This is a genomic window from Mycobacterium dioxanotrophicus, from assembly GCF_002157835.1.
Classification (GTDB): domain Bacteria; phylum Actinomycetota; class Actinomycetes; order Mycobacteriales; family Mycobacteriaceae; genus Mycobacterium; species Mycobacterium dioxanotrophicus.
Window position 1 is genome coordinate 6,671,989 of record NZ_CP020809.1, and the last position, 24,284, is coordinate 6,696,272.

21 protein-coding genes are annotated in these 24,284 nt (G+C 67.1%); 11 read left to right on the forward strand and 10 right to left on the reverse strand.

Annotated features, from left to right (window positions below; genetic code table 11):
- Positions 1 to 47: 47 nt before the first annotated feature.
- Entirely contained in the window at positions 48 to 2,594 is a 2,547-nt protein-coding gene (clpB, locus tag BTO20_RS32525) for an ATP-dependent chaperone ClpB (RefSeq protein ID WP_087080110.1), read from the reverse strand.
- 184 nt (positions 2,595 to 2,778) lie between these two features.
- Between clpB and BTO20_RS32530 the strand changes: the two genes are divergently transcribed.
- The 5 genes from BTO20_RS32530 to BTO20_RS40785 all read left to right on the forward strand — a co-directional run bounded on the left by BTO20_RS32530 (position 2,779) and on the right by BTO20_RS40785 (position 7,099).
- Positions 2,779 to 3,402, forward strand: coding sequence for a CYTH domain-containing protein (locus BTO20_RS32530; protein ID WP_087080112.1), 624 nt, complete (start codon positions 2,779 to 2,781; stop codon positions 3,400 to 3,402).
- Between the two features lie 76 nt (positions 3,403 to 3,478).
- Entirely contained in the window at positions 3,479 to 4,147 is a 669-nt protein-coding gene (locus tag BTO20_RS32535; RefSeq protein WP_087080114.1) for a GAP family protein, read from the forward strand.
- Between the two features lie 165 nt (positions 4,148 to 4,312).
- Positions 4,313 to 6,082: an EspA/EspE family type VII secretion system effector gene (locus BTO20_RS32540; RefSeq protein ID WP_087080117.1), complete on the forward strand. Its 1,770-nt coding sequence runs from the start codon at positions 4,313 to 4,315 to the stop codon at positions 6,080 to 6,082.
- A gap of 27 nt (positions 6,083 to 6,109) precedes the next feature.
- The gene (locus BTO20_RS32545) at positions 6,110 to 6,421 is read left to right on the forward strand and encodes an ESX-1 secretion-associated protein (protein WP_087080118.1); all 312 of its coding nucleotides are present in this window, start codon (positions 6,110 to 6,112) and stop codon (positions 6,419 to 6,421) included.
- A 54-nt stretch (positions 6,422 to 6,475) separates the two neighbouring features.
- Positions 6,476 to 7,099 (forward strand): hypothetical protein, encoded by a 624-nt coding sequence (locus tag BTO20_RS40785; RefSeq protein ID WP_232490919.1) that lies wholly within the window; start codon positions 6,476 to 6,478, stop codon positions 7,097 to 7,099.
- Between the two features lie 2 nt (positions 7,100 to 7,101).
- Here BTO20_RS40785 and BTO20_RS32555 read toward each other — a convergent pair whose 3' ends face one another.
- On the reverse strand, positions 7,102 to 7,731 hold the full coding sequence (locus BTO20_RS32555) for a TetR/AcrR family transcriptional regulator (RefSeq protein ID WP_087080120.1): 630 nt from the start codon (positions 7,729 to 7,731) through the stop codon (positions 7,102 to 7,104).
- 100 nt (positions 7,732 to 7,831) lie between these two features.
- Here BTO20_RS32555 and BTO20_RS32560 point away from each other — a divergent pair, with 100 nt between their 5' ends.
- From BTO20_RS32560 to BTO20_RS32570, 3 genes are read left to right on the forward strand one after another with little or no spacing between them, the layout of a single operon-like run.
- Positions 7,832 to 8,830: a hypothetical protein gene (locus BTO20_RS32560; protein WP_087080122.1), complete on the forward strand. Its 999-nt coding sequence runs from the start codon at positions 7,832 to 7,834 to the stop codon at positions 8,828 to 8,830.
- Positions 8,831 to 8,841: 11 nt separating this feature from the next.
- Positions 8,842 to 10,008 carry an FAD-binding oxidoreductase gene (locus BTO20_RS32565; protein WP_087080124.1) on the forward strand — a complete coding sequence of 389 codons (1,167 nt, stop codon included), beginning with the start codon at positions 8,842 to 8,844 and terminating at the stop codon, positions 10,006 to 10,008.
- A 43-nt stretch (positions 10,009 to 10,051) separates the two neighbouring features.
- Positions 10,052 to 10,954: an aldose 1-epimerase gene (locus BTO20_RS32570; RefSeq protein ID WP_087080126.1), complete on the forward strand. Its 903-nt coding sequence runs from the start codon at positions 10,052 to 10,054 to the stop codon at positions 10,952 to 10,954.
- 92 nt (positions 10,955 to 11,046) lie between these two features.
- On the opposite strand, the gene BTO20_RS32575 is transcribed toward BTO20_RS32570, so the two are convergent.
- The 8 genes from BTO20_RS32575 to BTO20_RS32610 all read right to left on the reverse strand — a co-directional run bounded on the left by BTO20_RS32575 (position 11,047) and on the right by BTO20_RS32610 (position 20,229).
- Complete coding sequence (locus BTO20_RS32575; RefSeq protein ID WP_087080127.1) at positions 11,047 to 11,424, reverse strand: heat shock protein transcriptional repressor HspR; 378 nt, start codon at positions 11,422 to 11,424, stop codon at positions 11,047 to 11,049.
- Positions 11,421 to 12,599: a molecular chaperone DnaJ gene (dnaJ, locus tag BTO20_RS32580; RefSeq protein ID WP_087080129.1), complete on the reverse strand. Its 1,179-nt coding sequence runs from the start codon at positions 12,597 to 12,599 to the stop codon at positions 11,421 to 11,423. Before dnaJ ends, BTO20_RS32575 begins: the two co-directional genes overlap by 4 nt.
- 37 nt (positions 12,600 to 12,636) lie before the next feature.
- Positions 12,637 to 13,266 carry a nucleotide exchange factor GrpE gene (gene grpE, locus BTO20_RS32585; protein WP_087080131.1) on the reverse strand — a complete coding sequence of 210 codons (630 nt, stop codon included), beginning with the start codon at positions 13,264 to 13,266 and terminating at the stop codon, positions 12,637 to 12,639.
- Positions 13,263 to 15,116, reverse strand: a complete 1,854-nt coding sequence (gene dnaK / locus BTO20_RS32590; RefSeq protein ID WP_087080134.1) for a molecular chaperone DnaK — start codon at positions 15,114 to 15,116, stop codon at positions 13,263 to 13,265. The genes grpE and dnaK overlap by 4 nt, the downstream gene beginning before the upstream one ends.
- Positions 15,117 to 15,340: 224 nt before the next feature.
- Complete coding sequence (locus BTO20_RS32595; protein ID WP_087080136.1) at positions 15,341 to 15,634, reverse strand: growth/differentiation factor; 294 nt, start codon at positions 15,632 to 15,634, stop codon at positions 15,341 to 15,343.
- Between the two features lie 9 nt (positions 15,635 to 15,643).
- The gene (locus BTO20_RS32600) at positions 15,644 to 17,098 is read right to left on the reverse strand and encodes a TFIIB-type zinc ribbon-containing protein (protein ID WP_232490920.1); all 1,455 of its coding nucleotides are present in this window, start codon (positions 17,096 to 17,098) and stop codon (positions 15,644 to 15,646) included.
- A 4-nt stretch (positions 17,099 to 17,102) separates the two neighbouring features.
- On the reverse strand, positions 17,103 to 18,413 hold the full coding sequence (locus tag BTO20_RS32605) for an SPFH domain-containing protein (protein WP_087080138.1): 1,311 nt from the start codon (positions 18,411 to 18,413) through the stop codon (positions 17,103 to 17,105).
- A gap of 217 nt (positions 18,414 to 18,630) precedes the next feature.
- A complete protein-coding gene (locus BTO20_RS32610; RefSeq protein ID WP_087080140.1) occupies positions 18,631 to 20,229 on the reverse strand; it encodes an FCD domain-containing protein in 1,599 nt (532 codons plus the stop codon).
- A 132-nt stretch (positions 20,230 to 20,361) separates the two neighbouring features.
- On the opposite strand from BTO20_RS32610, the gene BTO20_RS32615 reads away from it, so the two are divergent.
- Genes BTO20_RS32615 through BTO20_RS32625 form a run of 3 tightly spaced genes read left to right on the forward strand, consistent with a single transcriptional unit; the run spans position 20,362 to position 24,281 of the window.
- Positions 20,362 to 22,413: an NADH:flavin oxidoreductase gene (locus BTO20_RS32615; protein WP_087080142.1), complete on the forward strand. Its 2,052-nt coding sequence runs from the start codon at positions 20,362 to 20,364 to the stop codon at positions 22,411 to 22,413.
- Between the two features lie 48 nt (positions 22,414 to 22,461).
- Positions 22,462 to 23,850 (forward strand): MFS transporter, encoded by a 1,389-nt coding sequence (locus BTO20_RS32620; protein WP_087080144.1) that lies wholly within the window; start codon positions 22,462 to 22,464, stop codon positions 23,848 to 23,850.
- Positions 23,851 to 23,870: 20 nt separating this feature from the next.
- Positions 23,871 to 24,281, forward strand: a complete 411-nt coding sequence (locus tag BTO20_RS32625) for a GlcG/HbpS family heme-binding protein (RefSeq protein ID WP_087080146.1) — start codon at positions 23,871 to 23,873, stop codon at positions 24,279 to 24,281.
- Positions 24,282 to 24,284: the final 3 nt, after the last annotated feature.

Below are 24,284 nucleotides of genomic sequence, written 5' to 3' on the forward strand. Positions count from 1 at the left end.
CATTTCCTTGATGAAAAGTGCGAGTCTGTGTCTGCTCGGCCGAGAAATCAGCCCAACACGAGGCTTTCGCCGTCCTCGCTGACGTTCACGGGCACCACGTCACCGTCGTGCACCTCACCGGCCAGCAGCTCCTTGGCGAGCTGGTCGCCGATGGCCTGCTGCACCAGCCTGCGCAGCGGCCGCGCGCCGTAGAGCGGGTCGAAACCACGGTCGCCCAGCCACTTCTTGGCGTCCAGCGACACGTCGAGCGACAGCCGGCGCTGCGCCAGCCGCTTGTCGAGCTGCTGGAGCTGGATGTCGACGATGGAGACCAACTCGTCGGGCTTGAGCGCGTCGAAGATCAGCACGTCGTCGAGCCGGTTGATGAACTCCGGCTTGAACGCCGCCCGCACCGCCGCCATCACCTGCTCCGGGGTGCCACCGGCGCCCAGGTTGGAGGTCAGGATGAGGATGGTGTTGCGGAAGTCGACCGTGCGGCCTTGACCGTCGGTCAACCTGCCCTCGTCGAGCACCTGCAGCAGCACGTCGAACACGTCCGGGTGAGCCTTCTCGATCTCGTCGAACAGCACCACCGTGTACGGACGCCGCCGTACCGCCTCGGTCAGCTGACCGCCCTGGTCGTAACCGACGTAGCCGGGAGGCGCACCGACCAGCCGAGCCACCGAGTGCTTCTCTCCGTACTCGCTCATGTCGATGCGGACCATCGCTCGCTCGTCGTCGAACAGGAACTCCGCGAGCGCCTTGGCCAGCTCGGTCTTGCCGACACCGGTCGGGCCCAGGAACATGAACGAGCCCGTCGGCCGGTTGGGATCGGCGACACCGGCCCGGCTGCGCCGCACGGCGTCCGACACCGCGACGACCGCTTCGGCCTGTCCGATGACGCGCTTGCCCAGCTCTTCCTCCATGCGCAGCAGCTTGGCCGTCTCGCCTTCGAGCATCCGGCCTGCCGGAATACCGGTCCACGCCTCGACCACGTCGGCGATGTCGTCGGGTCCGACCTCTTCCTTGAGCATCACGTTCTCGCGGGCCTCGGCCACGGGCAGCGCCGCGTCGAGCTTCTTCTCGACCTCGGGGATGCGTCCGTAGCGCAGCTCAGCGGCCTTGGCCAGGTCGCCGTCGCGTTCGGCCCGGTCGGCCTCACCGCGCAGCGTGTCCAGTTGCTCCTTGAGCTCGCGGACGATGTCGATGGCGCCCTTCTCGTTCTGCCACCGGGTGGTGAGCTCCGCCAACTTCTCCTTGTAGTCGGCCAGCTCGCCGCGCAGCTTCTCCAGCCGCTCCTTGGAGGCCTCGTCCTCTTCTTTGGACAGCGCCATCTCCTCGATCTCGAGGCGACGGACCAGCCGCTCGACCTCGTCGATCTCGACGGGCCGGGAGTCGATCTCCATGCGCAGCCGCGACGCGGCCTCGTCGACCAGGTCGATGGCCTTGTCCGGCAGGAACCGGCTGGTGATGTAGCGGTCCGACAGGGTCGCCGCGGCGACCAGCGCGGAGTCGGTGATGCGCACGCCGTGGTGCACCTCGTAGCGGTCCTTGAGGCCGCGCAGGATGCCGACGGTGTCCTCGACGGACGGTTCGCCGACCAGCACCTGCTGGAAGCGACGCTCCAGGGCGGCGTCCTTCTCGATGTACTTGCGGTACTCCTCGAGCGTGGTGGCACCGACCAGCCGCAGCTCACCGCGGGCCAGCATGGGCTTGATCATGTTGCCTGCGTCCATCGCGGATTCGCCGGTGGCACCGGCGCCGACGATGGTGTGCAGCTCGTCGATGAACGTGATGACCTGGCCTGCCGAGTTCTTGATGTCGTCGAGGACGGCCTTGAGGCGTTCCTCGAACTCGCCGCGGTACTTGGCGCCGGCCACCATGGATCCGAGATCGAGCGCGATGACCGTCTTGTCCCGCAGGCTTTCCGGCACGTCGCCTTCGACGATGCGCTGGGCGAGGCCCTCGACGATCGCGGTCTTGCCGACGCCGGGTTCGCCGATGAGCACGGGGTTGTTCTTGGTACGCCGGCTCAACACCTGAACGACGCGACGAATCTCGTTGTCGCGTCCGATGACCGGGTCGAGCTTGCCTTCCCGGGCGCGGGCGGTCAGGTCGGTGGAGTACTTCTCCAACGCCTGGTAGCTGCCCTCGGGGTCGGGGCTGGTGACGCGCGCGCTGCCGCGGACCTTGGTGAACGCCTCCCGCAGGGCCTGCGGTGACGCGCCGTTGTTGCTGAGCAGCTTGGCGACCTCGGAGTCACCGGTGGCCAGGCCGACCATCAGATGCTCGGTGGAGACGTACTCGTCGTCCATCTCGGTCGCGAGCTGCTGGGCTGTGGTGATGGCAGCGAGCGATTCCCGGCTCAGCTGCGGTTGCGAGCTGGCGCCGCTGGCGCTGGGCAGCTGGTCGAGCAGCCGTTGCGCTCCGGCCCGGATCGTCGCGGGATCGACACCGACGGCCTCCAGCAGGGGTGCGGCAATGCCATCGTTCTGAGTGAGCAGTGCCATCAATAGATGGGCGGGGCGGATCTCGGGGTTGCCGGCAGAGCTGGCCGCCTGCAACGCTGAGGTCAGCGCCGCCTGAGTCTTGGTCGTCGGGTTGAACGAGTCCACGACACCTCCCTTTTCGGATACAGAAAATGCTTGTCGCGATGTACAACGTAGTCAAGGTTGAGTCTGTTCCACTCAAGTCTGAAAATTTTCCGGTCAGTTTCCCGCAGGCGCGCCTCCGATGACGGGGCGCCGGTAATCGGCCAAGGTCCACGCCGTTTCGGCAGTACCGGGCTACCGTCTACGCATGTCCGAATCCGGCTTCGGTGACTTCGAATACGAGCGGAAGTTCTTCGTCCGCGAATTGCCTGCCGTGGCGGCGTCGGATCCCACCCCTGCGCTGATCGTGCAGGCCTATCTGTTTTCGGCCGACGGCTACGCGGTGCGGGTCCGGGTTCAGGGCCCCGGCCCCGCCGACCTGCACGCCACACCCGGCGAGCTCGTCGAGGCCCTCGGCGAAGAATCGATTGGGACCATGACCGCAAAAGGCCCCGCCGTGGGCGGTACCCGCTACGAGGCCGAACGCGAACTCGATCCGATGGTCGCGGGACAGATCGTGCGCCGGGCCGAGCACGTGGTCGCCAAGGTCCGGTACTCGGCGTGGTTGGGTGAAGACGGCTGGATCATCGACCGGTTCCTCGGCGCCAACACCCCGCTCGTGTTGTCCGAGGTCGAACGCGGCGGCCCGGTGGTCGATCTCGCCATCCCCGCGTTCTGCGTGACCGAGGTGTCCGAGGACGACCGGTTCCGCAACGAATATCTCGCTCACCACCCGTTCGGCGGATGGGCCGACGAGTATCGACGCGAACTCGACGCCCTGGGCCCGACGTTCGTCGACACCCTTGGCCGAAACCAATTCGAAGGCACCTGACGACACTCAGGGCCCGCCGACGCCACATCGTTGCTACGGTCTCCGACGAATCCTGCGAACACCGAGAGAGTGGGCCATGTCCGAAAGCTGGGGGTCGGTGCTCACCGAACTCATCCCGCTGGCACTGGTGGTGGCATTGTCACCGCTGTCGATCATCCCCGCCGTGCTGGTGCTGCACACCCCGCGGCCCCGGCCGACCGGACTGGCGTTCCTCGCCGGCTGGCTGGTCGGCCTCTTGATCCTGACGGCGGTGTTCGTCGAGGTGTCCAACCTGCTCGGCGGACTCGACAAGGCGCCGCGATGGGCGTCGTGGCTACGCATCGTGATCGGCATCGCCCTCGTGGTTTTCGGCGTCTACCGCTGGCTCACCCGAGCCAAGTCCGAACACAGCCCGGCCTGGCTGAGCAGCATGAGCAAGCTGAGCCCACCCCGTGCGGCGGTCACGGGCGCGGCGCTGACGGCGGTCAACCCCAAGGTGCTGTTCATCTGCGCCGCAGCGGGTTTGGCGATCGGTAGCGCCGGGCTGGGTCAGCACAGGGCGTGGCCTGCCGTCATCTATTACGTGGTGATCGCCAGTTCGACAGTGGCACTGCCGATCCTGGGGTACGCAATATCGGGCGAACGCCTGGACCCGCTGCTGGCCCGCCTCAAGGAATGGATGGAGCGCCAGCATGCGGTGCTCGTGGCGGGAATCCTCGTGGTGATCGGACTTCTGGTGCTGTACAAGGGTATTCACGCGCTGTAGCGGGCCGGCTGAAACTGTCGGGACAGTCCACCAGCGGTTTCTGTGAATAACCTGGAAAGTCACTGGTAGCGTTGGCAATAGGCCCCTCACGTCGCGGCGAATTGGTGCGCTCAGCCCCACCGATGCGCTGTTAGCCTCAGTTTCGACGAGAGGGGGCGTTGCCACATGGCGCCGAGGATTCCACACAATCCGGGAAATCACCCGAATCCGGGCGGGCACCATCCCCACAATCCCGGTGGGCACCAGCCCAATCCAGGCGGACATCACCCCCACAACCCCGGTGGGCACCAGCCCAATCCAGGCGGACATCACCCTCACAATCCCGGTGGGCACCAGCCTAATCCAGGCGGACATCACCCCCACAATCCCGGTGGCCACCACCCCAGCGACGAGGGCGGCCACGGCGGCGGCACCTTCGGCAAGATCAAAGACGCGTTCAACGACGCCAAGGACATCGTCTCCGACATCAAAGACATCGTCTCCGACGTCAAGGACATCACCGACACCGTCTCCGACGTCGTCAGCGACGTAAAGGACATATTCAGCGGCACGTTCGGCGGCTTGGCCGGCGGCCTCGGCAATCTCATCGACATCGGCAGGCAGTTCTTCTCCAAGGCGCCGGAGACGCCGATCATCGACGCGGGCCTGCAAGTCATCAACGGCATGAGCGAGATGTGCGGCAACGGCAGCCCCGACACGGGCGAGGGCTTCGCCGGCGGCGCCGACCAGTTGGACAACGTCGGTCAGTCCCTCAATTCGGCTGCGCCCGACGACAGCTGGGAGGGTGGCGGCGCGAGTGCCTATTCCAAGCAGAACGTCAAGCAGCAGGGCCGGATGCAGACCCTGGCCGAGACGGACAGCACAGTCGCACAAGTTCTGGCCCAGGAAGCCGAGCAGCTCGGTGGCACGGTGCAGCAACTCAACAGTGCCGCAACCATTCTCCAGCTCGCCATCCTGCCCGCCTCCATCGCGATGGCCGATCCGCTCGGCGGCGAGGCGATTTCGGTCGCCATTCAGATCGCCGCAGTGGCCAGCGGCATGGCCATCGCGACTCCGGCGATGGCCAACATGGTGAGCAACTCGATGCAGAACGCCCAGGCCATCCAACAGGCCGCCAATTCCTACCGCGATGTCGCGTCCAACGCCAAACTCGATGGCTCGCCGTCGTTCTCGCCGTCCACAGGAGGCAACCGCCGACCGCACCAGAAGGATTCGCCGACCAACGGCAAGCCGGAGTCGCAGACACCGCCGTGGCTCACCCAGACCCCGCTCGGCGACAACGCGACGCCGGGTAGCGGCGACAGCATGTATCCGGGCGGTGGTTATGGCGCCGGAAGCGGCGGTGGCGGCACCGGCAGCGGCGGCGGAGGTGGCGGCGGGGGCAACCCGGGCGCAGGCACCGGCAGCGGCGGCGCAACCGGCGGTGGCGCCCCGGTCAGTCAGGGGTCAGCCACCGCGACCCCGGCCGGCATGTCCCCCGGATCGTCAGGCGGGGTACCGGGTGGCCTGCCCGGCGGCGGCGCGTCTGGCGGCGGCTCCCCGAGTGGCCTGCTCAGCGGCCTCGGCAGCGCGCTCGGTTCGTTGATCGGCCAGGCTGCTCAACAGGGGGCGCAGGCCGCCCAGAATCCACAGAATCAGAAGGCACAGGACCCCGGCGCCGACGAGAAGGACAGGGCCAAAGACAAAGACGGCAAGGACCTGGACAAGGACACCAGGGACGAAGACGGCGACAAGGCCGAGGGCGACGCCGACAAGCCCGAGGACGCTCAACTGGCCGGAGCCGAGGGGCCGGGCGCTCCCGGCGAGCGGGCCCCGATTCACTTCGAGTTCGACATGGACCGCGAGCAGGTGCACGGGCCGGTCAACGTGACGCTGGATCCGGACCACCCCAACGCCGCACCCGTCGTCTCCCGTCCGCCCACCCAACAGGTCTAACCGAGATCCGACCAGAGGGAGATACCCATGGGAAATTTGAACGTCACCACGGCCCATTTGCGCGAATTGGCAAGCCAGCAAAGCGAAGCCGCGAGTGCGATCACCGAGGCCGCCGCCGCGACACAGGGCACCGCCATGAACATGTGGAGTTCGCACGGCATTGTCTGCTCCGCGACGAACATGGCGGTGATGGCGGCCGACAGCGCGCGGGGATCCGCGTGCACGGCCGCGGCGACGGTCTCGTCGACCCTGTCGGAGATGCTCGATACGGCCGCTTCGCAGTACGACCAGACCGATTCCGCGCAGGCCTCCGAACTCGACACCACGATGTACACGTGACGGCGCGACGCCGCGCACCACGCTGTCCCGTCCGCGCCTTGAGGGGATTGAGCAATGGCTGACCACGACCGGTTCGACGACGACACCGACGACTGGGGCGGCTCACCCGACGACGGACTGGGTGCGTTCGACTTCTCGACCCCCGACGCAGCGGCCGACGACGATGCGGGCCTGGACTCGTTCGACGGTTTCGGATCGAACGATCACGGCGCACCGAGCGACGACAGCGGCGAGGACGACGATTTCGACGTCCTGTACGCGGACGCAGCGGCCAGCGAGCACGACACGGACAGCGACCTCGCCGCGTTCCACGACCCCGTACCGGAGACCGGCGAGGAAGAACAGGACACGCTGTTCCCGCTGTTCGTCGTCACCAATCCCCCGGGCACGGTCAGCGTCACCGCCGCGATCAGCGGTCAGCTGCAACAGATTCAGCTCTCCGCCCAGGCGAGCAAGATGACCGAGTCCGAGCTCGGCCACGAGATCCAGCGGACCGCTGCCGTCGCCATCAAAAAGGCACAGGCGGGCCTGAACTACTTCGTCTACAGCACCCTGGTCAAGCAGGGCATGGACCATTCGTCGGCGCGCAATTTCGTCGAGTTCGGCATGCACCTGCCGAACATCGAGCAGGCCAAGGAGGCCGAGGCCGACTTCGTCGCGCAGTATCGGCGGGAGTGAGGTCAGCCCGCCGCGGGTAGCCCCAGCTCGTCGGCGTCGGCGGTGAGATAACGCGTCACCGTCGGCGCCACCAATCGCACCACCTCGTCCTCGGACAACGTCGCCAATGGCGGAATCTCCATCACGTACCGCAGCAACGCAACGCCGACGAGGCTCGACGCGGCCAGCATGGCGCGTAGCCGCGCCTGTTCGCCGCCGCCGAACACCCCCGAGACCGCGGTCAGCACGTAACTCTGCATGAAGCCTCGAAACGCTTCGTGCGCATCGGTGTTCGACGTCGCGGACTGCAGCATCACCCGCATGCTCGCCGCCGTGTCCGGTGCGGTCCAGATGCCGAGGTAGGCACGCACCATGCGGGTGCCCACGTCGTCGCCGGGCCCTTCCAGGGCCGCCACCAGGTTGGCCGGGTCGATGATCAGCCGCAGGGACTCCCGGAACAGGTCGGCTTTGGAGCCGAACAGGTAGAGCACCATCGACGGGTCGACGTGGGCATCGCGGGCGATGGCCCGCAGCGTCGTCTTGTCATAACCGTCGGCGGCGAATCGGGCTTTCGCGGCGGCCAGCACCGCGTCTCGCGAGACCGGGTCGCCCTGCCTGCGACCTCGACGCCTGGTTTGCGCAGGTGAAGCCATGCGCGAACACTATCATTTCAATGACTGTTGAAATCTTGGCAAGGCGGCGTTACGCTCGGCGCAGCTCGTTAATTCAACACTGGATGAAAAGGCTGATCCCGTGACAACAACCGCGTTTCCCACCCCCGCACACCACGCAGCCCCCGAGCACCGTGCGCCCGCCGCGCTGCGCGCCTTCGGCATCATCGCCCTGTTGACCGCCGCGATCGCGCTCGTCGCCATCGCCTTCGCACTGCCCGCGGCACGGTCCAAACCTCACAACGTCCCCATCGGTGCCGCCGGCGGACAGGCGGCGAGCAGCCAAGTCGCCGAACGCCTCGAGCAGCAGGCAGCAGAGGCCTTCACCGTCACCTACTACCCGGGCGAGGCCGAGCTGCGTGATGCCATCCGCAATCGAAACGTGTACGGCGGCATAGCCTTCGGTCCGCAGGGCCCGGTGCTGCTGATCGCCACCGGGGCCAGCCCCGCGGTCGCCCAACTGCTCACCCAGGTCGGCACCGGCATCGCGCAGCACTCGGGTGTCGCGCTGCGCACCGAGGATGTGGCCCCGCCACCGGCCAAGGACCCCCGCGGCGCAGGCCTGGCCGCATCCGCCCTTCCCATCACCCTGGCCGGCATGCTGCCCGCCATCGCGCTGGTGCTCGCGCTCAAGCGTGAGGTGTGGACGCGCCTCGTCGCGACCATCGCGTTCTCCGGGATAGCCGGTGTCACCGTCGCCGCGCTGCTGTACTACGTCTTCGGCTCGATCGAAACCAACCTGTGGGGCGTGGCCGCGGGCCTGAGCCTCGGCATCGGTGCGGCCGGGCTGTTCATGCTGGGCCTGGGCTCGCTGTTCGGCAAAGTCGGGTTGGGACTGGGCGCAGCGCTGGCACTTCTGGTCGGCAACCCGTTGTCCGGGCTCACCTCGGCGCCCGAGATGCTACCCAGCGGATGGGGATTCGCAGGGCAGCTGCTCCCCCAGGGCGCCAACGCCACACTGTTGCGGTCCACGGCGTTCTTCGACGGCGCGGGTGCGAGCACTGCGATCCTGGTGCTGAGTTGCTGGGCGCTCGCCGGGGCGGCCCTGGTGATCACCGCAGCTTTGCGCCGGCACGTTTAGAATGCGACCGCGTGGGCCTCGATGACCGTGACGCGCTGCAGATACTCCGCGATGCGGTCGACCCCGAGCACGGGTCCGACGCGCTGATCCGCGACTTCTACACCCACTGGTTCGCCACCGACCTGACCGCACGCGACCTGTTTCCCCCCGACATGACCCGGCAGCGCACGGTGTTCGCCCGCGCGATGACCTGGCTGTTCGGCGAACTGATCGACCAACGCGCGGAAGAGCCGGTGGCCTTCCTGGCGCAGCTGGGCCGCGATCACCGCAAATACGGTGTGACACAACAGCATTACGACTCGATGCAGGAAGCGCTACTGGTCACCATGCGCACCCATCTCGGCGCCGGGTTCACCGACCGGATCGCCGACGCCGCGCATGAGGCGGTCGGGTTGTTCGTCGGGGTGATGCGCGGGGCCGCCGACGCCGAGCAGACCCCGGCCTACTGCGACGGCACCGTCATCGAGCACCTCCGCGTCACCCGCGACGTCTCGGTGATCCGGCTGCAACTCGACCAGCCGCTGTTCTATCACCCCGGCCAGTACGTGACGGTGCAGGTCCCGCAATGGCCGCGGCGGTGGCGGTACCTCAGTCCGGCCATCCCGGCAGACCGCTCGGGCGCCGTCGAATTCCACGTCCGCTCGGTCACCGGCGGCATGGTCAGCACGGCGATCGTCGCCGAGACGCGCGTCGGCGACCGGTGGCGGATCTCCAGCCCGCACGGCGCCATGCAGGTCGACCGCGCCGGCGAGGACGTGCTCATGGTCGCGGGCAGCACCGGCCTGGCACCGCTGCGCACGCTGATCATGGACATGACCCAGCACGGCGTGAATCCGCGGGTGCACCTGTTCTTCGGCGGACGGTTTCCGTGCGATCTGTACGACCTGAAAACGCTGTGGCAGATCGCCTCGTCGAACCCGTGGCTGTCGGTGACCCCGGTATCCGAGTACAGCACCGACCCACCGTGGGCCACCGACTATCCCGACCCGCAGCCGCCGCGCGGCCTGCATGTCCGCCAGACCGGTCAGCTTCCCGAAGTGGTGACCCGCTACGGCAACTGGGGCGACCGGCAGATCCTGATCTGCGGCAGTCCCGGCATGGTGGAGGCGACGAAAGCCGCTCTGATCGCCAGAGGTGCACCGCCTGAACGCATCCAGCACGACCCACTCACAGACTGACCGTATTGGTGTGACCGCCACCGGCGCATGACAGACTGGCGCCATGGCCGACTACCAACCTGTCATCCTGCGCGACCCGTCGTCATCGCTGACCGCGACGTACGTACCGGTCGCCGGGATGGTGTGCACGTCGCTGGCCGATGACGGTGTGGAGTTCCTGGGCCAGCGGCGCGGCCTGGAGGCCTACATCACCACCGGCAAGACCATGGGCATCCCGATCCTGTATCCGTGGGCAAATCGGTTGAGCGCCAGTAAATATGCCATCAACGGCGCGGTCGTGACGCTGACGCCCGGGGTGGCCGGGGTGCGCAGCGACCAGCACGGCGTACCCATCCACGGCGTGCTCGCCGCGAACCCCGGCTGGCTGGTGATCGAACAGACCGACAACAAACTGGTCGCGATCCTCGACTGGGGTGGCAAGCCGCGACTGCTGACAACCTTCCCGTTCGCGCACATCCTGACCATGACGGTGACACTCGCCGACCGCACCCTCACCGTGGCCACCACGGTGATGCCGTCGACGGCGGCGTCGGTGCCGTTGTGTTACGGCTACCACCCGTATCTCAAGATCCCCGACGTGCCGCGCGAGGAATGGCAGCTGCAGACGCCGACGATGCGTCATCTGCCGGTGGACAACTGGGGTATCCCGACCGGAGAGACCGAGGAATGGCCGGGCGGCACCGAACCGCTCAAGACCACCGAACTGGACCACGGCTTCGACCAGGTTCGCGAAGGTTCCGTGTTCGCCATCTCGGGCGGCGACCGTCGCGTCGAGGTGACGTTCGACCGCGGCTACCCGGCCGCGCAATTGTTCGCGCCGGGGAACGACGACGTGATCGGCATCGAACCGATGGCAGCGCCCACCGACTCTTTGCGCCGCGGCAACTATCCGATGGCCGTTCCGGGGCAGCCGGAGACCAGCACGTTCTCGATCAAGGTCAGCTAGGCAGTCGATCGCGTCGACTGGCCAGTTATGACACGGATTTACGACATCCGCGTGCGATAACTGGCCACTCGGCAGCTAGAAAAGGCCGATAACTAGCGGGCGCCCCTGCGCGGCTGCCAGACCACCACGGCCTTGGAGGTCATCCCGACATCGTGGCGGGAGCCCGCACTGAGCTGTTCTACCTGCTGGGTCAGCTCGGAGACCCGGGCGCGCAGGGCATCGACCTGATTGGTCAGTTCGATGATGCGCTTGATGCCGGCGAGGTTGACGCCTTCGTCTTGCGACAGACGCTGCACCTCGCGCAGCAGATCCACATCACGCTCCGAATACCGCCGTCCCCCACCGGAACTGCGCTGCGGGGTGACCAGGCCGAGCCGGTCGTACGTGCGCAGGGTCTGCGCATGCATACCGGCCAGCTCGGCGGCCACCGAGATCAGAAACGTGCGTGCTTCCTCTTTGCGCTTGCTCATACGTTGCCTGCCCATCCGGCCCGCGGATCAAATCCACTGGCCCGCTCGGCTTTCGCGTATGCCTCCAGCGCCTCGGCCGCCTCGCCTTCGAGGTTCGGCGGTACCGCGACCTTCACGGTGACCAGCAGGTCGCCATGACCACCGGAGCGCTTGGGCACTCCGCGTCCACGGACCCGCAGGATCCGGCCGTCGGATGTGCCCTTGGGCACCCGGACGCCGACCTTACCGTCCAGCGTCGGCACCGAAAGTGTTGTGCCGAGCGCCAATTCGTGGAAACTCACCGGGACTGCGACGGTCAGGTCGTCGCCGTCACGGCCGAACACCTTGTCCGGGCGCACATGCACGGTGACATAGAGGTCACCGGATGGTGCACCCCGCAACCCGGCTTCGCCCTGTCCGGCGAGCCGGATCCGCTGCCCGTCCTCGACGCCCGGAGGGATCCGGACGTTGATGGTGCGGGTGCGGGTGGTGACGCCGGTGCCTTTGCACTCGTCACACGGGTGCTCGATGATCGAGCCGCTGCCCCGGCATTCGGTGCACGGCTCGGAAAACCCGAACGCACCCTGGTTGCGGTTGACCACACCAGAGCCGTTGCAGTTCGGGCACACCTTCGGGCTGGTGCCCGGCCGCGCACCGCTGCCGTGGCAGTTGGTGCACGGCGCCGGGCTGGTCAGCCGCAGTGGCATGGCCACGCCTTTGGTGGCCTCCAGGAACGACAGTTCGGTCTCGGTCTCCAGGTCGTTACCCCGCCGCGGCCGGCTCGGGCGCGGTTGCGCACCGCGCCCGAACAGCCCACCGAAGAGGTCACCGATATTCGCGCCGCCGCTCTGACCGGCCGCGTCGAACAGGTCACCGAGGTTGAATTCGGCTCCGTCGGAGCCGAATCCGCCGCTGAAGCCGCCACCGCCGCCGTCGTTGAACCGGCGACCGAAGCCGCCCCCGGCGAACAGCCGCCGGGTTTCGTCATACTCCTTGCGCTTCGCGGGGTCCGACAGGACGCTGTTGGCCTCGGATACCGCCTTGAACCGCTCCGCGGCTCCCGCATCGGGATTCCGGTCGGGGTGCAGTTCGGAGGCCAGTTTCCGGTAGGCCTTCTTGATCTCGTCGGCGCTGGCGTCAGAGGAGACGCCAAGCTCCTTATAGAAGTCCTTCTCGACCCATTCGCGCTGGGCCATACTGCGCCACCTCCTTACCTCGTCTCTCTAGTTGGTCTTACTTGTCTGATTCTGCGGCCTGCGAACCGGCGGCGTCCGGGTTATCGGCAGCGCCGGCTCCGGACGCGGCGTCCGGCACGGTGTCGATGACACCGACCATCGCGTGCCGCACCACCTGGTCACCGACCTTGTAGCCGCGGCGCATCACCGTTCCGACCACCGGATGCGTGCCGTCGCCCTCGTGCTGCACGGCCTCGTGCAGTGACGGGTCGAACTCGTCGCCCTCCTGGCCGAACGCGGAAAGCCCAAGCCCTTCAAGGGCGCCGACGAGCTTGTCGGCGACGGACTTCAGCGGACCGGATTCCAGGTCGCCGTGGTTGCGGGCGCGGTCCAGGTCGTCGAGCACACCCAGCAACTGGGTGACGACACCGGCCTTGCTCCGCTCAGCGATGAGCTGCTGATCCCGCAGGGCGCGCTTGCGGTAGTTGTCGTACTCGGCCTTCACACGTTGCAGTGTGCTTTTGAGCTCGGCGACCTCGTCGCTATCGCCGGCCGGCTCCGGTGCTGCGGCCGCGGCCGGCGCCGCCCCTTCCGGGGTCGGCGCCGGCTCACGTACTTCACCGGTGGTCGGATCGATGCGCCGTTTGTCGGTGACGGTCACCGGCTCGTGCGAATCGTTCTCGCTCACTTGGTCTCCCTGTCATCGTCGACGACCTCGGCGTCAACCACGTCGTCATCGGAACTGGTGGAACCCCCGGCGCTGCCGGCGGCCTGCTCGGCTTGGGTGGCCTCGTAGATGGCCTGACCCAGACCCTGGCTCTCCTCGCCCAGCTTCTCCATCGCGGACTTGATCGCGGAGATGTCGGTGCCTTCCAACGCCTTCTTGGCGTCGGCGATCGCGGCGTCGACCTTGCTCAGCGTGTCCTCGGGAACCTTCGAGCCGCCCTCGGCCTCACGCTGCTCCTTGACGAACTTCTCCGTCTGGTAGACCAGCGACTCGGCCTGGTTGCGGACGTCGGCTTCTTCGCGACGCTTGCGGTCCTCCTCGGCGTGCGCCTCGGCGTCCTTGATCATCCGGTCGATCTCTTCCTTGGACAGGCCGGAGCCTTCCTGGATCTTGATCGTGTTTTCCTTGCCGGTGCCCTTGTCCTTGGCGGTCACGTGCACGATGCCGTTGGCGTCGATGTCGAAGGTGACCTCGATCTGCGGCACACCGCGCGGGGCCGGCGGGATACCGGTCAGCTCGAACGATCCGAGCAGCTTGTTGTGCGAGGCGATTTCGCGCTCACCTTGGAAGACCTGGATCTGCACCGACGGCTGGTTGTCGTCGGCGGTGGTGAAGGTCTCCGACCGCTTGGTGGGGATGGTGGTGTTGCGCTCGATGAGCTTGGTCATCACGCCACCCTTGGTCTCGATACCGAGGGACAGCGGGGTGACGTCAAGCAGCAGAACGTCTTTCACCTCACCCTTGAGCACACCGGCCTGCAGCGCGGCACCCACGGCGACGACCTCGTCGGGGTTCACGCCCTTGTTGGGCTCCTTGCCGCCGGTCATCTCCTTGACCAGGTCGGTGACCGCGGGCATACGGGTGGAACCACCCACCAGCACGACGTGGTCGATGTCGCCCACGGCGATACCGGCGTCCTTGATCACCTGCTGGAACGGCTTGCGGGTGCGGTCCAGCAGATCCTGGGTGATGCGCTGGAACTCGGCGCGGGTCAGCTGCTCGTCGAGGAACAGCGGGTTCTTGTCCGCGTCCACGGTGATGTAGGGCAGGTTGATCGAGGTGCTCTGCGAGCTCGAGAGTTCGATCTTGGCCTTCTCGGCGGCTTCACGCAGCCGCTGCATGGCCATCTTGTCCTTGGTCAGGTCGATGCCCGAGGTGGCCTTGAACTTGTCGACCAGCCATTCCACGATGCGGTCGTCCCAGTCGTCACCACCGAGGTGGTTGTCACCGGAGGTGGCGCGGACCTCGACGACGCCGTCGCCGATTTCCAGCAGCGAGACGTCGAAGGTGCCGCCACCGAGGTCGAAGACCAGGATGGTCTGTTCCTTTTCACCCTTGTCCAGGCCGTAGGCCAGGGCGGCCGCGGTCGGCTCGTTGACGATGCGCAGCACGTTGAGGCCGGCGATCTGGCCGGCTTCCTTGGTGGCCTGACGCTGGGCGTCGTTGAAGTAGGCGGGCACGGTGATCACCGCGTCGGTGATGTCCTCACCGAGGTAGGCCTCGGCGTCCCGCTTGAGTTTCATCAGCACCCGCGCGCTGATCTCCTGCGCGGTGTAGTGCTTGCCGTCGATCTCCACGGACCAATCGCTGCCCATATGGCGCTTGACCGAACGGATGGTCCGGTCGACGTTGGTCACCGCCTGGTTCTTGGCGGGCTGACCGACCAACACCTCGCCATTGCGCGCGAACGCGACGACCGACGGGGTGGTACGGGAGCCCTCGGAGTTGGCGACGACGACGGGGTCGCCACCTTCCAGAACCGCGACGACGGAGTTGGTGGTCCCGAGGTCGATACCGACCGCACGAGCCATAGTGTTGCCTCCTGTTAGACATATAGGGGTCTGAGCGGACTGGGCTCAAGCTTGCTGCAGCCGACCATCGGATGTCAACCCAAACTTGAGTCTGCGTCACTCAACTTGTTGTCGATGTGGTCAACGGGGGTTTACCGGGATTTGTTCCCGAACCCGCAAATTTTTCCGGAAGATGCCGAACTGGCTGCTCAGGGGTTCGCCGCGACCGCGGCGCCGGCCTACTGCTAGCCGAGGACTTCCCGCTCATTGGCGCCCGACATGCGGGAATCGCGCGTGTTGGTCACGCTCTGCGCGAACTGGTCCATCGACTGCATGTTGGCGATCTCCGAGAGCGTCTCCCGCTCGTGGTGATGCCTCTTGTTCTTGTTCCGGTAGCGCGAGTACTGATACATGAAGAACGCCGGTCCGGTGAGGAGGAAGAGGAAGGGAATCCACTCGCTGCCGCCCGACGATGAGGACGACGAGTGATGGCTCGACGCGACGATGTCGAACGCCATCGACCACATTGAGATGTCCACCTGCGCCCCCTACCGCCAGAACACCAGGGCCGAGAGGAATGTCCCTGCGAGCCCGAACAATTCGGCGACACCGGAGGCGACCCACAACCGCGTGGTGTTGATGGGCACCGAGCCCATCGTCTCTCCGGTTCGACCGTTGACCGCGATGTAGTGCAGCAGCTCTTTCCCGCCGCTCTTGCGCTCGTAGTAGCTGTAGAGCCACACCGGCAGATATGCCGACACCCACCGCTCGCCGTGGACATCGATGCGCTGCTGGTCCCACCGCACGCCCCGGTCGTAGAAATCCAAGGTCTCGGCCGCGCGGTACCGGCCGATGTCCTGGGCCTGCAGGCGCGCGGGTCCGAACATGGCGTCGACGTCGAGATCGCGGCGCTGCGAGGTGAACCCGGATAGGTAGTTGGGGTCGTAGCGCACGGCGTTCTTGGTGTCGAACGGCATGATCGAATTGATGATGTTGTTGGTGTTGCGATCGGTGTGGAAGTCGCGCTTGTCGGCGGCCGACTCGATCGTGAGGTCGTCGACGTAGAGATCGAACTTGCGGGCCACGCGATACGCGTCGAAGTCGTAACGGGTCTCGGACCTCTCGTCGTCGATCCGCACGGTGTAGCTGCGGGTGGTGTGCTCGCCGAAACCCACGAACTCCACCGAGCTGTTGAAGTCGATGATCAAGTAGGGCAGGTAGACGCCCATGACATTCTCGGGTGCGAACTCCGCGGTGAACCGCCGGTTGGCGAAAAACTTTCGCGCCGAGACGAATTCGGAGATCCGGGCGACGGCCTCGGCTTTGGGTAGCGAGAACGGCAACACAACGTCGGGGACCGCGCCGTTTTGGATCTGCTCGTTGACCGAGAGCTTGTTGCGGCACCAGTGACAGCGCGCCTGCACGGCATGGGCGGTGTCGATCGACACCTCGGCGCCGCACGCACTGCATTTGAAGCTCACAACCTGATCGACCCCCGGCACGATGTTGCCGGACGCCGAGCCGACCTGGCGGCCCCGCAGATCCCTGATCGGCGAGTTGAGATTGAACAGGTCCGCGGCGTTCTTCTCGCTCCACGCGAATCGGCAGAACCGGCACACCAATTGGCTGCCCTTGATGTCGAAGCCGATGTCGGTGGCCCCGCAGCGCGGACACTTGTTGAGCCCGTCCGCCCGGTCGGTCGAGGTCTGGATGACCTGAGGCCCGTCGTGCTGGTCGTAGGTCACCACAGGCGCTTCACCGGGGCCGTAGCCCGCGTTGCGCTCGGCCTCGCGCGCCCGGTTCACGTCATCCCATGTGGCATTGGCGAATTCGCCCGGCGGCGTCACCTCGACGGCCCGGTCACGCGGGATCACCCCGCCCGGCTGTGCGTAGCCGTATGGCTGCGACGGCGGAGCCTGCTGCGGCCATTGATTCTGCGGCGGCGGGGGCTGGCCGTTGTCCGGCGGATACCCGCCAGACCGGCGGTCGTAAGGGTCGGACATGGCCTTACAGTCCGAGCGCTTTGGCCTTGGCGGCGTCGTAGTCGGCCTGGGTGATCAGGCCCTGATCGAGCATGCTCTTGTACTGGGCGAGTTTCGCCACCGGGTCGTCGCCGGCCGGTGCCTGCTGCGGCGGGTTCTGCGGAGGAGGGCCCTGCTGTTGGTAGCCCTGCTGCGGATATTGCTGTTGATAACCCTGCTGCCCTTGCTGCGGGTACTGCTGTTGGTAGCCCTGCTGTGGATAGCCCTGCTGCGGCGGGGGCACCTGCTGGTACGGCGCAGGTCCCGGAGGCTGTTGCAGGCCGCCCATCGCGCCGCCCGCGGCGTTCATGCCCATGCCCATCATCGCGATTCCGGCAGCACCACCGCCGTTTTCGCCCGCGGCCTGCATGCCGCGCGCGACCGACTGCTGCAGGAACGAGTTGCCACGCGAACCGCTCAGGGCATCGGCCTTCTTGACGTCCGACAGCAGCCGACGGGTGTCCTCGTCGTACTCGATCGAGGCGATCGCGACGTTGACGATCGTGATGCCGCGCCCGCTGGTCCATCGGTAGGCACTGTCGACGGCCGCCGAGAGCGACTGCGCGAAACCGATCGAGTCGCCCTGGATGCGCGCCATCCGATTGCCCTTGCTCGGGTCGTTCGTATAGTGCGAGAACGCCGGCGCGAGCGACGACACCACCTCGTTGAAGAGTTGGGTGGCCGCGTCATTGTCGAAATCGGTGAAGTCGAAGACCTGACCGCCGGCCTGCAGGTAGGTCAACGGCACGAATTGCGTGGCGAACAGGACCGGGTCGATGATGCGCATGGTGTAGGTGCCGCGGGTGATGGCACCCACCTGGGCGCCGAGATAGGCGTCGTCCCAATAGATCTCCGACTGCGTACCGAAGCGGTTGTTGGGCAGCTCACGCAGGTTCACATAGAACACGAGCTGCTGGCTACCGGGCTGGCCGCCGAACTTGAAGCGCTCGAACGACTGGGTGACGAGCGAGCTGACGATGCCGTTTCCGGCGAAGACCGACTGTGAGTTGATGTCATCGGAACGCCACTCGTAGCCACCGGGCTGAGCGATGAAGCCCGTGATCTTGCCGTCCTGGAACGTCAGCAGGCCGGTGCCCTCGGGGACGACGATCTTCGATCCGTTGCTGATGATGTTCTGCGACCCACGGGTGTTGGAGCCACGGCCGGCGTTCTGTCCGACCGGAACGCCGGGGAAGATCGCTGCCGTCGGGGCGACCTGCGGCGGAACGACGAAGTCTTTCCACTGGTCAGCGAGCGTCCCGCCGAAGGCGCCTGCGAAAGCCTGAATGAATCCCACGATTGGCGCTCCTTAGACCTCGCAGCGATCCGACAGCAGGAGCTGTCAATCGCCTCGACGGAGAGGGCATTTGCCCTTGGCTGGCAGCCACAGCGTACCCGCGTAAACCCTTCGGACAGGGCGGTCTTGGGGGCACACCCTTTGCCCTGCGGGGCACATTCTTCGCCGGTGGTCGTGATCGAAGACCGGGTTCGGGTACGTGCCCGGCGCGCGCGGGTCAGTTGCGGCGATCGTCGACGTTGAGCTGGCCGAGCATGTACCGCACGCAGTTGTCCACCTTGGTCCGCCACGCCTCCACGGCCCGCGCCGGGTCCTGGCTGCGGATCTCATCGATGATCCGCTGATCGTCGGCGATGATCTCCGCGGTCGGATACCGGTAATCGAGGCCGAGGATCGAGATGAACAGCCGCACCTGGGCGGTGAGCTGCACGAACATCCAGCTGATTCGCGGCATCCCGGCGGCCAGGGCCAGTTGGTCCTGCAGATCCATGTCCAGGGCGTAGGTCTCGGCGTCGAGCCGGTGCTCGGCGCACACCGAGATGCGGGCCAGCGTGGTGTCCACGTACGCCGGCGGCGAGATCCGCTGCAAGGCCATGGTCCGCACCAGCGCCGTGCCCAGCAGACCGCGCGCCGTGTACGTCTCGATCACGTCGCGAGGGGTGGGCGCGGGCAACCACAGGTGGCCCGCACGGCGGTCGAGGATCGCCTGGTCGGCCAGGTAGTTCAGCACCTCGCTGGTGCGCGGCCGCGACAGCCCCGACAGGCCCGAGATCAAGCGGACCGAGATCGCTTCGCCGGGTCTCACCCCGCCGTCGGCGATCGCCGAGCACATGGCAGCCACGGTGTCGGAGATGTCCTGGACCGAGGCCGGCGCGGCGGGCATCGGTTCGGGCGGCGGTGTCGCGCGGGGCAGACCGCGGCTCCAGGTGAACGTCCACGGCTCCTCGCCGCTCGCCGTCGCCGCGGCGTCACGGATCCGCAGTTGCAGCGCGCGCAGCTCGCGCAGCTGGGTGGGTGCGATACGCGCGGCGAGATGGTGCAGCTGAGCCGGCCACTCCGGCCCGGGCCGGACCAGTACCGTCACCGTCGGATGCCGGGTGAGCCAGCGCCGGGCAGACGAATCCAGCGGCTGGTCCACTACCAGCGTCACGGGCGCCTCGGGCAGCCACTCCCGTTCCGCGCGCCGCAGCAGCGCGAACGCGTCACCGTCGGGGGTGGTCCCGGCGTCGTCCGCGCGCGAACGACGAAGCAGCGCCGCGCACAACACCGTCTCGACGGCATCGGTCAGAACCGCCGATGGTTCCGCCCCGGTCGACTCGCCCGTCTCGCGTTCAAAGCCGAGCGTGCAGCCGCGGGGGCCGATATCGACGTAGCTCAGGATCAGCGTCTTCTCGCCGACATCCAGGCCGGTGACAGGCGGGAAGTGCTGGCGGCGGATCCGGCTCACCGTCGCCTGGCTGACCCCGGTCACCTCGGCCACGGCGCGCGTGGTCCACCGGTCGCGACCATCCGGTGGCGCGGTGAGTGAGCAACCGAGTACCGCACGCAGCATGTCGTCGGTCACGGTCGGGCGGCCCTGCGGCGGAGTGACGGCCAGCAGCGCATCCACTCCGCCGTGCCGGTACGTGCGCCACCACCGACTCACCGACGTGGTGCTGACCGATGCGCGCCGCGCCGCCTCGGTGACGCCCATCTCGGCGCAGTCGAGAACCACCCGGGCTCGCACGCCCTGACCATGGGAAACCTGGCGTGATCGGGTGATCCGCAACAGTTCCGCCCGGTCTTCGCGAGAAAGGCGATGCGCGTCGTCCGCCATGCTGCAACCACAACTTTCCTGTGAATCAATCTGGATCAGATCCCTCACACAGACTAGTCCGTGGTGATTTGCATCACGCATCGTACTTCCAGTGGTTCCGCGCGTACCGCGGCGAAGGGAGTTCGAAAAAAAATGAGTGACCCGCTGTTCACTCCGTTCAAGCTGAAGAATCTGGTGCTCCGCAACCGGATCGTGAGCACGTCGCACGAACCGGCCTACAGCGAGGACGGTCTGCCGAAAGACCGCTACCGCATGTACCACCGGGAGAAGGCCCGCGGCGGCGTCGCGCTGACGATGATCGGCGGCAGCGCACTGGTCAGCCCCGACTCGATGCCGCCGTTCGGCAACCTGCAGCTGTGGCGTGACGAGGCCGAGCCGCTGCTGCGCGCGCTCGCCGACGACGTGCACGAGCAGGGCGCCGCGGTGATGACCCAGCTGACGCACATGGGCCACCGCACCGACAACTACACCCACGACTGGATTCCTGCGCTGTCGGCGTCAGGCACCCGCGAGCCCGCGCACCGGTCGTTCTCGCGCATCGCCGATGTCCGCGACCTGGAGCGCATCGCCCGCGACTTCGCCGACACCGCGGCCCGCTGCAAGGCCGGCGGCCTGGACGGCGTGGAGATCTCCGCGTACACCGGTCACCTGCTCGACAGCTTCCTCTCGCCCCGGCACAACCACCGCACCGACGAGTACGGCGGCTCGCTGGAGAACCGGATGCGGTTCCCGTTGCAGGTCATCAACGCCGTGCGGGAAGCCGTCGGCGACGACTTCATCGTCGGCGTGCGCATGTCCTTCGACGAGATGCTGCCGGACAACTCCGGCATGGTCCCTGCCGACGCGCTGCAGATCGCGGCCGCGATGCAGGACGCCGGGGTCGACTTCTTCAGTGTCAACCGCGGCAACGCCGACACCGACTGGGAGCTGGCCAAGGTCATCCCGCCGATGTTCACCCCGGCCAACCCGCACCTGGAGTTCGCAGGCTGGGTCAAGAAGCAGCTGTCGGTCCCGGTCATGCACTCGTCCCGTATTGCGGACGTGGCCACGGCCCGCTACGCGATCAGCGAGGGACTGCTCGACATGGTCGGCATGGTCCGCGCACTGATGGCCGACCCGGATCTGCCGAACAAGACGCAGGAGGGCCACGCCGACCGGATCCGGCCGTGCGTCGGCGCGAGCGTGTGCATCGACGGCATCTACACCCACGGTTCGGCGATGTGCATCCACAACCCGGCCACCGGACGGGAAACCCAACTGCCGCAGCGCGTCACCCCGGCCCCGGCCGAGCAGCACAAGCGCTGCGTGGTGATCGGCGGCGGACCCGCCGGACTGGAGGCGGCGCGTGTGCTCGCCGAGCGCGGCCATTCCGTGACCCTGTACGAGGCGGGCGACCGCTTCGGCGGGCAGGTGGCGCTGGCCGCGGTCTCCGAGCGCAGGCGCGATCTGATCGGCATCGTCGATTGGCGGTACGACGAGTGCAAGCGGCTCGGCGTCGAGCTCAAGCGCAACCACTACGTCGACCCGTCGGAACTCGACTCCCTCACCGCGTCGGTGGACGTGGTCATCCTGGCCACCGGCGGCCTGCCGAACCCCGATCTCGGCATTCCCGGCGCTGAGCTGGCCGTGGACACCTGGGACATCATCTCCGGGTCCCGCAAGGTCGGTGGCGACGTGCTCGTGTACGACGATCTCGGCGGCCACCAGGCGATGGATGCGGTGGAGGCCCTGATCCGTACCGCGGGCACCGTCGAATACGTCACCCCGGAACGCAGCGTCGCCGTCGATGTCGGCGCGTCTCCGGCCGGCCAGTACTTCGCGCTGTTCGCCGACCACGATGTGGCCACCGGCGTGCTGCACCGGCTGGTGTCGATCGAGAAGCACGACGGCCGTCTGCTGGCCCGGCTGCAGGTCGAAGGCGCCAAGGCGGCCACAGAGCGCGTCGTCGACACGGTCGTGGTCGAACACGGCACCGAACCCGACAACGAGCTCTACGAAGCGCTGCTGCCCGGTTCGGTCAACCTCGGCCAGATCGCGATCCGCGAACTGCTGGCCCGCTCGCCGCAGCCGGCGACGGCGAATCCCGACGGTCGCTACGCCCTTTATCGAGTCGGCGATGCCGTCGCGAGCCGCAACATCCACGCCGCGATCCTCGATGCCTACCGCCTCTGCCTGGCCATCTGAAAATCCACCGCAAAACCTCCACAGCCCACCCACCCGAGGAGTACAGCCATGTCTTCGTTAGAAAGCACAGCGGGTAAGGACACCGCTGGTTCATCCGTAAGCACTCCGGGGTTCAGGCGCCGATTCCTGTTCCGGCTCACCGCGGTTCTGGTCGGCGGGATGTTCCTGGACGGCTACATCCTGGGCATCATCGGTCCCGTCACCGGCTTGATCCAGGACGATCTGCAGGTAAACGATTTGTGGATCGGCCTGATCGCGGCGGGCACGCTGTTCGGCATCTTCGTCGGCGCCCCCGTCGGCGGCTGGCTGACCGACAAGTTCGGCCGCAAACCGATGTTCCTGATCGACATGGGCCTGTTCGTGCTCGCGTCATTCCTGCAGTTCTTCGTGGCGCTGGGCCAGTTCTTCATCACCTCGGCAATCCAGCTGCTCATCATCCGTTTCCTGATGGGCATCGCGATCGGCGGCGAATATTCGATCGGCATGCCGCTGATGACCGAGTTCTCGCCGGCCCGGCTGCGTGGCCGCCTGCTCGGCGCCGCCCTGGTGGCCTGGTACGTCGGCTTCATGGTCGCGTTCATCGTGGCGCACGCGCTGATGGACGCAGGCGTGAACTGGCGCATCATCATCGGCTCCAGCACCGTGATCGCCGCGGGGTTGTTCCTGGCCCGGTTGGGCCTCCCCGAATCGCCACGCTGGCTGATCCAGAAGGGCAGACGCGACGAAGCGCTGTCCATCGCCAACAAGTACATGGACGTGCTCGAAGCCGCCGCCGTGACCCGCGAGAGCGAGGGCTGCGACAAGAAACCCGTCGTCAGCGGCACGTTCAGCATGCTGTTCAACAAGCACAACTGGCGCGCCACCCTGTTCACGGCCGGCTTCTGGTTCTGCGCTGTGACCCCGTACTTCGCCATCGCGACCTTCGCCGACAAGGTGCTCAAGCAGTACGGCATGGGTGAGGGCCTGGCCAGCGGTGTCGGCTTGTCGGCGCTGGCATGCCTCGGCGTCCTCGGCACCGCGCTGCTGCTCGACAAGCTCGGCCGACGCGTGCTGTCGGTCCCCACGCAGTGGGTGTGCGTCGTGCTGCTGGCCGTGATCGGGTTGTGGACCGGGGCACCGTCCATCGCGGTGCTGACCATGTTCCTGGCGTTCTCGTTCTTCAATGCCGGCTACACGACGCTGACCCAGGTCTACCCCGGCGAGGTGTTCCCGACCGAAGTCCGTGGCATCGGCACCGGCTTCGCCGCCGCGTTCAGCCGGATCGGCGCGGGTATGGGCACGTTCCTGCTGCCCTGGTCGATCGCGCACCTGGGGATGTCGGTCAGCATGCTGGTCGCGGCCGGGGTCGCGCTGGTGGGAGCCGCGCTGTCCCAGTGGCTTGCCCCGGAAACCAAGGGCAGAACCCTGGCCGAGACCGCGTCGACGCTGGCGCACTGATCCGCAGTAGGTTGGCGCGCATGACGTCTTCGAGTGTCGACCTGACCACAGCGCAGCGCCTGGTGGCGGCCGCTCATGCCGAAGCACAGCGGCGGGCGGTGACCGTATCTGCCGCGGTGGTCGATTCGGGTGGACACCTGGTGGCGTTCGCGCGGATGGACGGGGCCGAGATCGCCGGCCCCGTCCTCGCCGTCGACAAGGCCTACACCGCCGTGGCCAACAGCACTGCGACCGCGGAGCTGGGTGTTTTGGCCGCGCCTGGCGGTGAGCTTTTCGGCCTGCAGGCCAACGGCGGCGGGCGATTCGTGATCTTCGGTGGCGGCATCCCGCTTCGGGCCGGCGGTGTGATCGTCGGCGGTGTCGGGGTCAGCGGCGCCAGCGCGGCCGACGACGTCGCGTGTGCCGAGGCCGCGGTGGCGGCGTTCGGCTGAGCT